A 14941-nucleotide genomic window follows, 5' to 3' on the forward strand; every position below is an offset into this window, starting at 1 on the left:
GTGATTTAGTTGGAATCGAGTTCGCGGATGATCCGCACGACCATGCTCAGGTCGCGTTTGAGGGTCTCCTTCTGCTCGCGGGTCGCCCGCTTGAGCCAGCCGTTGTCCTTCATCTGCACCCACCAGGCGTTCAGACGGTTGAGAAACGGGATATGATTGAGGCGGCCACGGTCGGCTGGATCGGAGGTCATCTCCTCGGCGGTGAGCAGGCGACCAGCGGTGATGCTCTTGCGCAGTCGGCGGGTGGACACTGCGCCATGGGCGTCGTCGCCTTCAGCCTCGGCGATCTGGAGCCAGCGCTGCTGATCTTCCTCCTTCAACTTCGCCACCGCCTTGTGATGCTCCCAAGAAAGCTGTTCGTTGCGCAACGAAGCGGGGACACGCCGCGCCACATAGGCGTAGGTCACGAGCGTGCTACGGTCCAAACCTGTCAGACGCAGGGCTTCGTCATAGATCTCGGAGGGCACTCTTCGGGTGCTGATGGATTCGTCTTCAAAGCCAGGGAGGCGTTTCTGGCCACGGAAGTGATCCTCGCCATACACGAGCCAGTCGCCGATGACGAAGGCCGCGCTGGACATGGCAGCACCGAAGCGGGAGGCCATGGACTGCCACTCCTCGAAGCTGAGGTCGGCGGTCACCTGCAACCCTGTGCGGGTGATGGTGATTTTCGGGTCGATGCGGGCGGGTTTCATGGATTCACGCGGAGATGATGGATGCGGGCCTTGCGGTAGCTCTCGCGGGCGAGCAGTGAGCGCATGGCACGGCTGGGTTTCAGATTGAGGGATTGAGTCAACTCGACGCAGCGTTTGGAGACGGCCGCGCGGGTCACATTGTGGCGCTTGGCGATCTCGGTCATCGAGTCGCCATCGTAAGCAAGCCCGGTGACGAGGGCGAGACAGTCGAGCGAGAGGCGGGCGTTGCTCTGGCTGACCATCTCGCCCACCAGGCGGCGCAGGAGATCGTGCAGGCCTTCAGTGTCCGCAGGCTGCGGATGGTGTGAACATGGCTCGATGAGGGATGATTCCTCAGGCTCTTCAAAGCTATCCTCGCAGCGGGCGCGGGAGGATTCAGCGGCGTCCTTGGTGGCACCGCCGGAGCCGGAGGGAAGGTAGGCTTTGTCCAAGCCCATCTCCTTGACCTTCCGTCGCTCCTCGGGTGGCAGGGAGGTGATCCACTCCTGATATTCCCGGCGGTAATCATCGTCCATGTCGCGCTGGCGACTCTGGTAGGAGCTTGGCGGCAGTTCTTCATCTTCATCGAAGTTCATGGGGTGGCTCCTTTCATTTCTCGCCCCAGTTGGCACAGGCACCCGCCTCGACCTCGATGGGCACCTGCGGGAACAGGGCGGCCATCGCTTCGATCATGGTGGCTTGGACCAGATCGCAGACTTCATTCGCCATCGCTTCGGGAGCCTCCACGAGCACTTCATCATGCACGGTGGAGATGAGGCGAGCCTCGCTGGGCAGACGCGGGGCCAGGAGCACAAGCGCCTGTTTCATGCCATCGGCGCAGCTTCCTTGAACGGGTGTGTTCACCAGGGCGGTGAAGCGTTCCCATTCGGAAGCGGTTTCCGGGATCAACCGGCGGCGACCCAGCACGGTTCTGACTTCGCGGGCACCGGCGTCGGCTTGGTTGTGGCTGACACCATGCCACTGGCGCAGGCGGTCGTAGGTGCGGAAGAACTGCCGGCGGATTTGCTCGGCCTGGTCCAGCTCCATCTGCACGCCGTAGCTCGATGCGGCATAGCGCACGAGGCCAGGAGCGCTCTGACCGTAGAGCAGGCCGAAATTGCAGTTCCCCTGCACGCAGACCTTGCCGTTGCGACGAATCAGGATCGCACCCGAGGGCACTTGCACACACCAAACCCGTTCACGGCGGCCCGTGGGTTTCAGGTTCCATGAGGCACGCCAGGTGGAAGGACCACGCAGCACATAGGAGAGTCGGTAGGTCGGCTTATGTTTTGAGTTGGTCTTTGGACTGCAGCTGAGCTGGGACGGAATGCCACTGAGGGCGGCCATCGCCTGCATCACCTCGGCCGTTTGCTTCGAAGTGGTGCAGAACTGCGCCCGGTCCCGTTGAGCCCCGAGGATCACATGGCAGTCCCAGTTGGCGGCCTCTTCGAGATAAATTCGGGCGGGAAGTTGGTGCAGGCAGCTCCAGGAGAGATCCTTGCCGCCCTGAGTCCATGCCCTCATGGCATCGACCCAGGCTGCGTCCGCGACACTGATGGTGGTGACCCTGCCTGATGTGCTGACCTTGGGGTGGAAACCGAGAGCCGATAACAGCTTCAGGCAACGCTCTACTTTGCGCTGCTTGCTGAACCCGAAGCGGACACAGCGGGCTGAAGAAAAGGATCCATCGGCGATGACCATCGCAAGGCTGCGGGTGAAAAGCTCCAGCCTGGTGTTTGGCTGTGTGCATCCCTGAAGATGGCCCGCCGCGATGAATTGACGGCAGTTGCCGCTCGTGACTTCTGCCGCAGCAACCCTGCGTGCGTCGCCCGAATTGGAGATGAATGCGATCTGGTGATCGGCGGTCACCAACAGGTCAGTGTTGCGATCTTCGTGCTGGAAGAGTTCACGGTCTTCAAAGGATTGAAATCCGAGGGGAGTGGCGAACTCGATGATTCCCCTGCGGGCGTCCCAGTGAACCTTGCCTGTCGGATGTCCCCAGCGGTTTGACCTTGGTCGTGGAGGATTCCAGACAACGCCCTCGGGAAGCACATACTGGGCGACTTCGGCCCGACCATCATACTGGTCGAAACGCACCCAGCCTTTCGGCGTCAGCACTTCAGTGTCTCCCGAGAAGCAGGCTTTCGATGTTTGCCGGTCCTCCTTGGTCACTTCATCCAGCGGCTTCCCCAGCACCTCGGAAGCGGTCTGCTTGTGCAGGTCCACGCCGTTCTTGTAGGCCTCGATCATCTTCTTCTCGCCAGCGATCACGGCAGCAGCGCGCAACTCGATCTGCGAGTAGTCGGCGACGATGAGCTTGTTGCCAGGCTCAGGCACAAAGCAGGTGCGCAGTTCACCACGCCCCACGTTTTGCAGGTTTGGGTCCTTCGATGAGAACCGGCCTGTGGCCGTGCCGGTTGGATCGAAGCGGCCATGGATGCGCCCGTCCTGCTTCACGCACTCCAGCAATGATGCCGCCTGTTGAGCGAGCTTTTCAGCGCCCCGGTAGTCGAGGATCAGCGGGATGATCTCGCCATCGTCCGCCGCCTTGAGCGTTTCCTCGTTGGTGTTCTCCAGCTCGATGCCTACCGCCTTGAGCGCTTCAAGAAGCTGCTGTGGGCTGCCGGGGTTGAGCTTGGGCAGGTTGAGCTTTTGGCGCAGCATCCCGGCATGATCGGAGGCGGAGGAGCGCGCCCTCGTTTCGATCTCACGGAGCCTGGCTTTGTCCACGGCAATGCCGGCGGCTTCCATCTCGACGATGACGGGCACGAGATCGAATTCGAGCCGGCCCACCACATCGAGTTGATCGCCTTCGAGAAGGCCCCAGAGCTTGTTGGAGAGCGCTTGCAGGTGGAGCACATCACGCGCGGCATAGGCGAGCTGATCTTCGGTGAGGAACATCGAACCCCAGTCTGAGCGGCTGTGATCAGGGGCGGGAGCGATGCCGAGGTAACGCTCCAGGCATTTATCGAGGTCGTTGCCGGGTTTGGTGCCAGCACTGAGCAGGCGAGCGGCGACGAGCGTGCAGAACACGCGCGTGGCACGCAGCCCGCACTTCACGCGCAGCCAGAGCAGATCGAACTTGGCGTTGTGGGCGATGATCTCGACGGATTCGAGAGCTGTCTTCAGCTCACCGAGATCGTAGCCGATGGCACGCAGGTCCAAGATCCAGGCTTCCTGGCCGTCCACGCGAAGCGACAGCAGTCGGATGTCACCAGCCCATGGATCGAGGCCATCGCCTTTGCGCGAGCCATAGGTTTCCAGATCGAGCGCAACGGAGTGGGATTCGCGGATCGCGGCGGCGATGGCTGGCAACTCGGAGCCGACGGTGATGAACCTGCCCACGGGCATTGCGGGCGTTTCGGGCATCTCCTCCCCTGTGTCTGTACTATACCCCTCTATATACTCTCTCTTTTTATTATTTTCCCCCAATTTAAAGCTCTGGAGTTTTGGCAGAGCTATAGAATGCCCGAAACGCCCTAAATGCCCGTGGTTGGGTGTGGTTGGATCGGTTGCGGTGGCGTCTTGAACGGTGGATAGGCCGGTGAACAAGTCATTGAGCACATTGCCCCTGTTGCTTTTGCGCTTGGTGAACTGGAAGCGGTGTTGCTGGCTTTTGTCGGCGTGGTCATCAATTTGAAGCATGATGCCATCGAGTTCGCGATCCTTGAACTGCCGCAGGTCTTTGCCAATGCGGTGCTTGACGCCCTTTTCGGCCAGATCGCCGAACCACGAAAAGGCCTCCGTCTCCGCGTTGCTCTCGATGATCTCATAGATCTGAGCCTTGCCGACCCACTTGTCGGGGTGGGCAGCGTAGCCAATGACGAACAGCATCCGCATGGCCTCTGTCTGCCGGTCGGCAGGCAGTCCCCCATCATCCAGATGGGGTTCGCATGGATCACCCAGGTTGTGGAACCCGAGCACTCCGCCCACGACGGTGGCCCACTCGGGGAAGCTGTTGAAGGGACGTTTGCCGGCAGGACAACCAGCCTCCACCCACAGGGCGACCAGTGAGTCGATGGCTGACAGGATTTCACGGCGGTGCTGACGCACCCAGTCGTGCAACTCCGGGTTGGGGAACTCGCGACCGTTGGCGTTGTCCTCAGGGAACTCCAGCGTGATGCGGCGTGTGCGTGGCTCGACGTCGGGCCGGAACGTGAGGCCGATGTTGGCCGAGATGGAGAACTCGATCTCGTTGGGCAAGGTGAGGTCGGAGCGCGCATCGGTGCTGCCGAGATTGCGCGCCCCGAATGTCTTGCTGGTGATCGCTCCGATGAAGACAGCGTCTTGAATGTGGCCCTGGCAGTTGGCGAAGTGCAGCATCCGTCGCCCGCTCATCAACGCGGCCGTGATGCGCTTGCGAGTTTCCTCGGACTCACGTTCCAGCGGGGCGTCTTCAATGCTGCGAGCCTCATAAACAATCTGCGTCACGCCCGCGAGGTAGTCCTTGCCTGCCCTGGGCCGGTTGCCTGAGAAGTGCCAAAGCGGGAACCTGCCATCCCAACCCATGAGGCCTCGGCAGTAGGGCGTGATCAGACGAGCGATAGCATGGACCAGGCTCTGCTTGTCACGGAACCCGAACCCAACATGCGCCTGTTTGATCCACTCAAAAGCTTCGTCCCGTGACATGCGCCTCAGTTCTGGAGCCGCAGGGTCCGTGTAGATGCGGAAGCGAGGGTCGTAGCCAGATTTAGGCTGAGCGATCTCACCACCAGGCAGGCGGATGGGGAGCGGAAAATCCAGGATGCGGATGATCTCAGGCAGCTTGCGCCGGAGTTGTGGTGCGGCCAAAAGTCCAGCCGCGCACTCACGCGTCATGGTGCGCGCCGAAAACACCGGCTGACTGGTGTCGCGGTCCATTTGCACCAAGCCCGTCTGCACATGATCCTCGATGGCCGTGCGAGCTTCGATGGGTTCCAGCGCCTGAAACCCGAGTGACTGCGCCTTCTCGGAAAAGCGCAGCAGGCGAACCGACACGACACGCTCGGCCTTGTTGAACCAAACCTCCTTGGGCGCGATCACCTCGGCCACTTCGGTGGCGAACTCGGAGTCTTCACGATCAGGTCCGGGCAACACGATGCGCGGGCGACCTTCGCGATCCTTTTGACCGTCCTTCCACACACGCTGCTCGCGACAGTGCTCATCCACGATGCCGGACTGCTGCGTTTCAAACCACTCCACCACGTCCTTGATGCTGCGTTCGGCGCAGTGGGCGTGCAGGCATTTGAATCCAGGAGGCTCGGAGGCAAAGATGGCCGTGTCAGTGCCGATGCCGTCATGCTGCTTCGAGTGATCATGATCCCAGGGACAGCGCACCGCCCACTTGCATGAGTCCGGGTCGATGCAGTCGCCCAAACGACCCGCGCGACGAAACAGGGCCACGACGTCCAAGGTGGCGAGATCGCCGTTGAAGGCGGACCACCAGGCGGAATCCTTCTTGGGGCGGCCACGCTTGGCTGCTTCGGGAGTTTCAAAGCCGAACCAGTGCGCACCACCTCCTGTGCGCTCGCGTGGCGCATGATCGAGTTCGGGCTTGGTGGCGAGCCAGGCGCGGACGGATTCCCCAGCGTCGGGTTTGCTGTCCAGATCGACGTGGATGAACGGAGGTCGGACCACGCAACCCACATTGGTATGAGAAGTGCCGTTGAAGTGTCGGCGGATGAAGTCTTGGGTGACTTCCTCGGCGCGGTGGTTACGCCAGCTTTTGAGGATGGGCTTCTTGCCACGCTCCTGCTCATCGCCGCGATCGGGTGGCATGAGCGGATGCACGGCCCAGCCAAGTTGGTCGTGGTAGAACTGAGCTGCCTGCAGGCGGTCGAGCTCGTTGATGTTGGACGGAATGGAAAAGCTCATGCAGCTACGGGTTTGGGCGTGATGGATTGGTAAAATTGGATGGCTGCCTGGCTGACGAAGATGCCGCTGAACCAGGCCTTGAGATTGAGGCCAGCCAGGGAGAGCACGCGGGACACAGCGACGTAGGCCTGCCCTGGTTCACGCGCCGCACGCACGTCAATGTAGGCACTGTCGAGAGTGAGGCCTTGGGCCTTGTGGATGGTGAGCGACCAGGCCAGCCGCAGGGGGAACTGGGTGAAGGTGGCGCTGTGCTTGTCGCGCGAATCAAACCGCCATTCGTAGGGCGCGACACGGATCGGCATTCCATCGCAATCGACGAGCACTTCGTCGCGCCCGCAGACGATCACGGTGCCTGTTTGACCGTTTACGAAACCCAGGTCGGGCTGGTTCACCGTGAACATCACCCTAGCTCCCGGTTTGAGCACGAGTTGCTCAGGCGTGAGCAGGTTGGTGCGAAGGAACTGAACTTGATGATCGGGACCCGAGGTGCGTGCCGGGTAGATCGTCTCGTCGGTTTCAATGCAGGCGAGACGATAGGCGTTCCATTTATCCACCTGGCTGTTGTGGGTGAACAGGCGTGGTGTGTCAGCGTCCGGGAAATGCACCACACGGGAAGCGAGCAATGACCCACTGGCCGATGAAATCTTGCCCACACGAAACTCACCCAAAGCGCGCAGGAAGTCAGGTTCCTCCTGTCGATGAACCTTCGTGAGATGGATGGTGGCGAAGTTCGCCTCAATCCAGCTTTGAGTCAGGAAGGCCCAGTCATAGGCCTCACGCGGATCAGTGCGAACCGGGGGCAGTTGCAGGAAGTCGCCTGTGGCAATGATCTGGATGCCACCAAACGGTGCCTGATCACGACGCACCGTGCGACACAGCAGATCGAAGAAGGCGAGCGTGATGCCCGAGAGCATCGACACCTCATCGAGGACCAGCAGACGGCAGTTGCGGATGCGATCCAATCCCGCGCGAACCGATTGGCGCCTGTCATGCATCAGTTCACGGAGGTAGCCGCGTGGATCTTCGCCACGTTTGGGGCCCAGCATCATGCCGCTCCAGCGGTGGATGGTGCTGCCACCAATGTTGAGCGCCGCGATGCCGGTGGAGGCAGTGATCGCCACGGCCTCGTCCTCAGCGTCGATCTCGTTGCGCAACAAGGTGCTCTTGCCTGTCCCAGCCTGGCCGGTGAGCAGGACATTGCGGCCCTGCTTCACCAGCCGATGAAACCTCTCGGCAGTTGGATCAAAGCTCATGAGAGGTGTGGGTGAAGAATCCAGCCCAGGGCGAGCCCAAGCAGGAAGGTGATCCAGGGCCACGACCCGTGAGGCCGACGGCGATGGGTGGAGGTCAACGGGCGTCGCTCATCGAGCAGTGTCATCAGGGTGGGCATGGGCTTGTCGGGTGAAAGGTTCATGCGCTGAGGACCGGCTCGGCGGGTTGCGGGCGGTAGCCCTTGATGAAGCACCACAGTTCGCGGGCATTGTTAAAGGCCTGCCAGAGCGACTCGTGATCCTCACGGGGCCAGACCTTCACCTGTACGGGCGTGGGTTCGACGGAGTTGATCACCACCGAGGCGATGTCCTCCAATCGACGCGAGCATTCACCGGCGCTGTTGAGCGCCTTGAAGTAGGCCATCAATTGCAGCGGCCAGGTTTCATAGTAGCTGGCCTGATACACGCCCTTCTTGTCGGGCTTCATCTTCTGCGTCTTGAAATCAATGACCGCCCAGGTGCCCGTGCTTTTGAGCTTGGCCACGAGGTCGATGCGACCGGCGAATCCGAACTGCGAATGCACCGCCACGGTTTCGACCAGACCGATGCGTTCGACGTGCTCGTCGATCCACAGCTTCACTGGTGCGAACAGGCGCAGGATGTCAGGATTTTCCGGGGACTCGCCGGTTTGTAGATAGACCTCAATGGCGGCGTGAACAGAGCTGCCGAGATCAGCGGCGGAGCGGACCTGCTCGCCCATGTCTTCGACGACACGGCGGGCAAAGGCATCGAGGGGCTCGTCCTCACGCTTTGGCAACGTGAGAGCGGCAAGGATGGCCTGCTCCTGCTTCCAGCCTTCAAGGCCGGGTTTGGCGAGAACGCCGAGGACATTGGTGACGGAGGGCAGCGCATTGACCTTGCGGGCGTCACGCAGGGTGACGGAACGCAGGCCGTTGCCATCGGCCCGGACCACCTCGTGATACGGGGTGCCGTCTGGCAAATACCAGTGGGAGGGAGATTCGCGTTGAATGAGGATCATGGGATCGGATTCGGGAGGAGGATTGATCTCAGTAGGGGATGTTCTCGGAAGCCTCTGCCGGCTTGGCGAAGCCGAACTCGGCAGCCGCCTGCTCCACGGCGAACATGAGGTCGCGATCCGCCTTCAGTGGCTTGGCGAGCGCTTTGGCGATGGGCAGCCAGTTGTCGTAGAGCCCACGCACCGCAGCCTGATCGAGTTCGCAGATGTCCAGCCCTTGATGCTTGCCGACGTGAACTTTGGTGAAGTGCCAGTCATCCGCAGCTTGCGTAGCATCAGACGCGGGTTGGCTGACCCGGTTGTAGGAGGTGTCTTTGTCCTGGCGATCCTTGACCCGGATGTATTTGCCAGAAGGGGCCATGGTGCTGCCGGACTTGTCGGGACGGATCAGGCCGATGTTGGCATAGGTTTCGCCATTGCGTCCCTCCGTGTGGACGATGACGAGCTGAGCCATGCGACCGATGAGCGTGTCGGTGTCGAACTCCTTCTGCTCGGCGGCAGTGAGATCACGACCGAACCACTGTTTGAGGAAAGCCCGCAGTGCCGCCTTCTCACCAAGGCTGGTGGTGAAGCCGCGCGACCAGACCAGATAGGGCCGGCCGTCCTCGCGGAGTTGGGTGGTTTCAAAAACGAGACGGAACTGTTCCTTGGGACCGTAGTCGGTTTGCACAGTTTTGGGTGGAGTGACATCCACACAGACGGCGAGGCCGTTATATTCAGGATGAGTGTCGAAGGGTTTGTTGGCTTGAGTGCTGAGTTTCATAGTATGAGTTGGATGGTGTTTGCGCCGCGAAGGGCGTGGTGGAGTCATCACCTGCCGACCGGTCTCATCGCCACGGACGTCAACTGGGAGGCGGCAAACTCATCTGGACTTCCAGGTCGGTATCATGGCCGGGCATTGATACCGGTATCAGGCCACCGGCTGGAGTTTGATACTGATGCAGTTCCCGGTGGATGCGTGCATCTCCATGCGATTATCTGCATCACCATGAAACCCCACCGCATCCACTCCATCAGCATCATCGGCGGATTCCTCGACGGCGTTCACCTCGAATTTGATACCGGTCTGAACTGCATCATTGGTGCCCGAGGCACCGGGAAAACCACGATTTTGGAACTCGTTCGCTACGTTCTGGATGAACTTCCACGCGCCGAAACCTCAGCATCCGCCCGCAAGCGCGTCGATTCCTTGATTGAGGCCAATCTCGATGGTGGTCGCGTCGAGATGCTGATCGAAACCACAGATGGACTCCGCTATATCATCACACGGTCTGTCGGAGATGATCCCATCGTCATGAACGAAGCCCGCGAAGCGACCGCACTGTCGGTGAAGAGTTTCGATTTCTTCCGTGCTGACATCTTCAGTCAAAACGAGGTGGAAACGATTGCAGATACCAAGCGGTTCCAGCGTGATCTCATCGACACGTTCAGCCTCGCGGAGATCAATGAATTCAATCAAAAGATTGAGGACGTGCAGCATCAGGTTCGCAACCTTGCCCGCAGCGAGGAACCCCTTCAGGTCAAACTGAATGAATGCCAGGAGGGCCTCAAGCAACTGCCCATGATTGAGGAAAAGCTCAAAGCGCTGGTCGGTGAGTCAAAGGACAGTGAGGCGGAAGCTGTGAATCAGGCACACGAGGCCAAAGCGCGTCGTGACCGGGAGACGCGGGCTGTTGCCACCGCGCGGCAGGTGCTGCAATCCATGAAAAATGATGTGGAGCCGCTGGTTGGCCGTTTAAAGAACCAACTTAACCAATGCCTGACGCCTGTCTTGGGTGCTGGTGCCAATAAAGAACTTCTCTCCGCGCTGGTCAGTGGCATGAGGCCATGTGTCACTGGAACGGACGCCGAACTCAACAAAGTTGTGGCACATCTCGACAGTGCCCTTTCAGAACTTGGACAACGTGAGCAGGAACTGCGAGAAGCACATGTCGTTCAAGACATCGAGTTTCGCACGTTGATCGAAAAACATAAGGAGCATCAGGCGCAGTCGGCTGAGCGGGTAACCCTTGAGCGTCGCCGCAATCAGCTTGAGGAAATGAAGCAGCAGTCGGCCCTGACTTCAGACAAGCTCAGCAAGCTTGGCAGTGAACGCTCGAAGCTCCTTGACCAACTGTCGAATCTCCGTGACGCGCGGTTTGCTGTCCGTGCCCAGATTGCAGAAAGGTTGACCAGTGAACTAGGCCCGACCATTCGGGTTTCGATCAGCCAGGATGGCGAGACAGAATCTTACCAGAAACTCATCGAGGAGAAGCTGCGCGGGCAGGGGGTACAGCAAGGAATCGTGGCGCAACGCCTGGCAACACGCATCCCCCCATCAACGTTGGCCGACATCATCCGCCGGTCCGATGAAACAACCTTGATGGTTGATGCAGAACTCAATAGCAACCAGGCCAAGCGAGTCATCTCGATCTTCGGAACCCTTGAGAACCTGGCTCTCCTGGAAACCGTTGATCTGGATGACGCGCCAACCATCGAGCTTAAGGATGGGGCTGGTTACAAGGATTCCGTCTGTCTGTCCACGGGTCAGAAATGCACAACTATCCTGCCCATCCTTCTCATGGAGAGCGTCAACCCGTTGCTGATCGACCAGCCCGAAGACAACCTGGACAACCGCTTCGTTTTTGAGACGATTGTGCGCAGCATACAGCGGGTCAAGAAGGTGCGGCAGCTCATCTTCGTCACGCACAATCCGAATATCCCTGTGCTGGGCGATGCTGACATGGTCATTGTGATGGAAAGCGACGGAGAGCATGGTCGCAGCACCGTGTCGGGTACGGTTGATCACTGCGAAAAACCCATCGTCAACCTGCTTGAAGGTGGTGCAGATGCTTTCCGTCAGCGTGGCAATCGCTATAAACTGACTCCATGAACATGCGCGAATTCAACCAGTTACTTGAGATCCTGAGGGAAGACTTCAATGCGATGCCTTGGCCAGAGCGTCGAGAACTCGCGCAGGGCTGCATTGACTCGATCAAGCAGTCTCCTCAAAGTGCTCATGTCCACATGCTGGACTTGATAGACCTGCTGCTGGACGATCCTCGAATGGAGGTTCGCAAGGCCATCGCGGACATGGTGCATTTGTTGCCAGAACATCATTTCCACAAAGCGACGGCAAAACTGGGCATGGACCATAATGCCTTTGTTCGCAGTGCCGCCGAGCGCGCGCTGGAGCGAAAAAAGCGCACAGAAGCCGGCCCTTCAAAGCGCCGGAAGACGAGCAAGAGTGATGCGGATCTATCCAACCTTGAAACCCTGCTTGGCAGCAAAGGGGCGGCCATGGTGCATCAGCATGCACAAAATCTGTTTGAGGTGATGGTCGGAACCTCGGTACATGAGATCCGCACTTTCATCACCAGTATGAAGGGCAATGTGGAACTCTTGCTGAAGGACTGCGAAAATGGGCATGGCGTTAACGGGGCACAGAGACTTGGCCCTAAGCTGAGGCAGTCTTTCCAGTTCGTTGAACGGCTCATCGATGACATGAAGGCATTCACCCAAGTCACTCCTGGAGATCGGCGGAGCGAACGTATTGCCGATGTCGTTGGTGAAGCTGTTGGGTTGGCGGTTGATCACTTCAAAGCCTGCGATTTCGATGTGTCCATGATTAAGCTGCGTGTGGATGTGCCCAACAGCCTGTCTGCACCCATGTCTCGCATGGCGATGGTGCTGGCGCTGCGCAATCTGATCAAAAACGCATTTGAGGCGCACATGACCAACCCTGGAACATTCGCTGAAGGGCATGTGGGAGTGAGTGCGGCAATTCGTGACGAGCAGCTTTCCATCTCGATCAGTGACGGAGGATCTGGCCTGGGTGCCGACGAGTTAAATCAACTGCGGCAGATGGTGCCTGGTCGAACTTCAAAGCGCTACTACGGCACAGGTTATGGCCTGCCCATGGCTCACCGGAACATCAACAACCACGGCGGCAGCTTGAAAATTGAAAGTCAGGAGGCAGTCGGCACCACCATCACCATCACGCTTCCTCTGGACCATTCAGAACCATGAAACCCCATGCCCTAGTCATCGACGACGACCCTGAAATTCGCGAACACCTTAAAGAGAGGCTTGAGTCTTTCGGGCATGAATGCATTGCCGTTGGCTCACAGTCAGAAGCCGAGGAGATGTTCAAACAGCACACGTTTGCCTATGTGCTGCTCGATCTTGAAATCCCCATTCGCTATGGGCGTGTGTCAGCCAAAAGCATGGGGGAGAACACCCTTCGCAATCTCCGCAAAGACCCACGCAATGGCAACGCGCCAGTTCTGGTCATCACGGCCCATGGAAAGGATTCACCCGCCCTTGCAGTGAAGCTGATGAAACTCGGTGCCGTGGATTTCCTCAACAAGCCCTTCGATGAGCGGCTGGAGGAATCCATCAATGAGGCACTGCAAAAGCATGCCGCCAGGAGACAGGACAAGGAAACGTCAAGCGACAGCATGCAGCCATTCAAAGGCGGTGAGCTAACCTTTACCGAAGAGGCGGCTGAATTGTTGGATGCTAGGATCGTGCGATCCAATGCCACGGGTTACCTCATCCTGAAGACTCTCGCAGCCAATGCACCACATGGCGCCAGGGTCGCCATGAGCGGGAAGGGGCTTGCCAATCTCCTGAATCTCGAGCGCGGAGATGATGCCGTGAATGATGCTATCAAAAGTCTGCGCAAGGGCTTTCGCAAGGCCATGGCACAGAAGAATCTGCGGGTGGAGACTGACAGCCTCATTTGCAACAGCGACAAGGGTTACAGCCTTTCGCCAGGCATCACCTGGAAAGAAGGTGTGACGGTCAGCCCAGTGAAGGAGGAACGTCGCCCTCCTCTGGCAGAACGGCAGGCATGGTTTCGTGACCAGGTGCTTTCGGGAAAGAAGATGACGCGTCGGCACTACGAGCATCACTTCGCCATGTCTGAGCCAAGCGCTAAGCGGGACGTGGCAGGCATTCCGGGTATCCGATTCAATGGGGGTGGCATGAGCGGCTACTACGTCCCCAAATCAACGCGATGATGAACTTGCGATGAGCCATTACTCAAAAGTGGCGTTGACTCTGAGTTTAACCGCATCTCGGCCAATGATGCATCATGCATTGGCAGCCATCCTTACAACTTCCTCCCGGACCCGCTTTTTCAACTCTGGCGGCCCGAGCACCTTCGCTTTGCTGCCCCAGCTCAGCACCCAGCGGGTGATTTCTTCCAGTCCAGACAGCATCGCTTGAAACTCAATCACGCTGCCATCTTGTTTCAGCTTCCTTATCGCCTGTGATGGGTGCCACATGCGCTCTGCCACGACGCGGGCGGCATAGCCTTCAAAACGTATGCTGATCTCGTGCGCTTGGTTTTCTTTGTCATCGTAGCTCCAGACGCCAAAGCCTCCGCCCAGATGATCCCGCGCGTTGAAGCGTGGGTTCCGTTGAAACTTGGACTTCAGCACCTGGAGGTTGGTGATGCGTTGGAGGGCAAACGTCCGCATGCCTTTTCTCCCTAGATCATAGGCCAGCAGATACCATCCGTGCTCGATCTGCCCCACATGGTAGGGCTGAATGGTGCGATGCTCGGGCTTGGAACCTGTGAGCTTGTGATAATCAAAGCTCACCTCGCGACAAGCCATCACCGCATCCAGCAAATCCCCGAACAGTGTCACGTCAGCAGGCAGCACACCAGATGCTTTCACTGAGAATGCCTCATCCAGCTCATGCCACTGGATCGACACCTCGCCGGGACACGCCTCAGCGATTTTACTGAAACTGTCGGCCAGCATTCGCTCCAGCTTCGTGCCACGGACTGGCTCCAAGGCATGACGTGCCAGGAACAAGGCGACAAGATCATTCCGTGACAGGTGAAGCATCGGGAACTCATGCACCTCCTGCGTATAGTAATAGCCGTGCTTGATGACGTGGTATTCCAAAGGCAGCCCGAGTTGATCGCGCATGAAGCTCACATCCCGCTGAATAGTTTTCGGTGTCACCTCAATCTCCTTCGCCAGGGTGGAGCAATTGGGATGTTTGCCAGTGCGGATGATCTTGTGAATCTCCAGCACCCGCCACATGGCAGGACGACTGGCTCCTGAACGTAGAGACGACGAGGATTGGACAGTCTTAAGTCGTGATCGTCGGGTGGCGGATTCTTTGGACATCTTAATGAAGAATAATCCATAAACTTTGCCTGTCACCCTGCG

The 14941-nt window shown here is 58.9% G+C and carries 11 protein-coding genes; 3 read left to right on the plus strand and 8 right to left on the minus strand.

What is annotated here, in order from left to right:
- Window positions 1–5 precede the first annotated feature (5 nt).
- From ABEB25_RS19390 to ABEB25_RS19420, 7 genes are read right to left on the minus strand one after another with little or no spacing between them, the layout of a single operon-like run.
- Window positions 6–692, minus strand: coding sequence for a hypothetical protein (locus tag ABEB25_RS19390; protein ID WP_345738096.1), 687 nt, complete (start codon window positions 690–692; stop codon window positions 6–8).
- Complete coding sequence (locus tag ABEB25_RS19395) at window positions 689–1267, minus strand: HMG-box domain-containing protein (protein ID WP_345738097.1); 579 nt, start codon at window positions 1265–1267, stop codon at window positions 689–691. Before ABEB25_RS19395 ends, ABEB25_RS19390 begins: the two co-directional genes overlap by 4 nt.
- A gap of 13 nt (window positions 1268–1280) precedes the next feature.
- On the minus strand, window positions 1281–6524 hold the full coding sequence (locus ABEB25_RS19400; protein ID WP_345738098.1) for a DNA polymerase: 5244 nt from the start codon (window positions 6522–6524) through the stop codon (window positions 1281–1283).
- A complete protein-coding gene (locus ABEB25_RS19405) occupies window positions 6521–7777 on the minus strand; it encodes a DEAD/DEAH box helicase (RefSeq protein WP_345738099.1) in 1257 nt (418 codons plus the stop codon). The genes ABEB25_RS19400 and ABEB25_RS19405 overlap by 4 nt, the downstream gene beginning before the upstream one ends.
- Window positions 7774–7938 carry a hypothetical protein gene (locus ABEB25_RS19410; protein WP_345738100.1) on the minus strand — a complete coding sequence of 55 codons (165 nt, stop codon included), beginning with the start codon at window positions 7936–7938 and terminating at the stop codon, window positions 7774–7776. Before ABEB25_RS19410 ends, ABEB25_RS19405 begins: the two co-directional genes overlap by 4 nt.
- Window positions 7935–8774, minus strand: a complete 840-nt coding sequence (locus ABEB25_RS19415) for a PD-(D/E)XK nuclease family protein (RefSeq protein ID WP_345738101.1) — start codon at window positions 8772–8774, stop codon at window positions 7935–7937. Before ABEB25_RS19415 ends, ABEB25_RS19410 begins: the two co-directional genes overlap by 4 nt.
- Before the next feature lie 28 nt (window positions 8775–8802).
- Entirely contained in the window at window positions 8803–9534 is a 732-nt protein-coding gene (locus ABEB25_RS19420; protein WP_345738102.1) for a phage replication initiation protein, NGO0469 family, read from the minus strand.
- Window positions 9535–9537: 3 nt separating this feature from the next.
- Between ABEB25_RS19420 and ABEB25_RS19425 the strand changes: the two genes are divergently transcribed.
- Genes ABEB25_RS19425 through ABEB25_RS19435 form a run of 3 tightly spaced genes read left to right on the plus strand, consistent with a single transcriptional unit; the run spans window position 9538 to window position 13774 of the window.
- Entirely contained in the window at window positions 9538–11643 is a 2106-nt protein-coding gene (locus tag ABEB25_RS19425; RefSeq protein WP_345738103.1) for an AAA family ATPase, read from the plus strand.
- Complete coding sequence (locus ABEB25_RS19430; RefSeq protein WP_345738104.1) at window positions 11640–12779, plus strand: sensor histidine kinase; 1140 nt, start codon at window positions 11640–11642, stop codon at window positions 12777–12779. The genes ABEB25_RS19425 and ABEB25_RS19430 overlap by 4 nt, the downstream gene beginning before the upstream one ends.
- Window positions 12776–13774: a response regulator gene (locus tag ABEB25_RS19435; RefSeq protein ID WP_345738105.1), complete on the plus strand. Its 999-nt coding sequence runs from the start codon at window positions 12776–12778 to the stop codon at window positions 13772–13774. Before ABEB25_RS19430 ends, ABEB25_RS19435 begins: the two co-directional genes overlap by 4 nt.
- A 72-nt stretch (window positions 13775–13846) precedes the next feature.
- Here the strand turns inward: ABEB25_RS19435 and ABEB25_RS19440 are convergent, their stop codons facing one another.
- Window positions 13847–14899: a helix-turn-helix transcriptional regulator gene (locus ABEB25_RS19440; RefSeq protein ID WP_345738106.1), complete on the minus strand. Its 1053-nt coding sequence runs from the start codon at window positions 14897–14899 to the stop codon at window positions 13847–13849.
- Between the last annotated feature and the right edge of the window lie 42 nt (window positions 14900–14941).

Source organism: Prosthecobacter algae (assembly GCF_039542385.1).
GTDB classification, from domain to species: Bacteria; Verrucomicrobiota; Verrucomicrobiia; order Verrucomicrobiales; family Verrucomicrobiaceae; genus Prosthecobacter; species Prosthecobacter algae.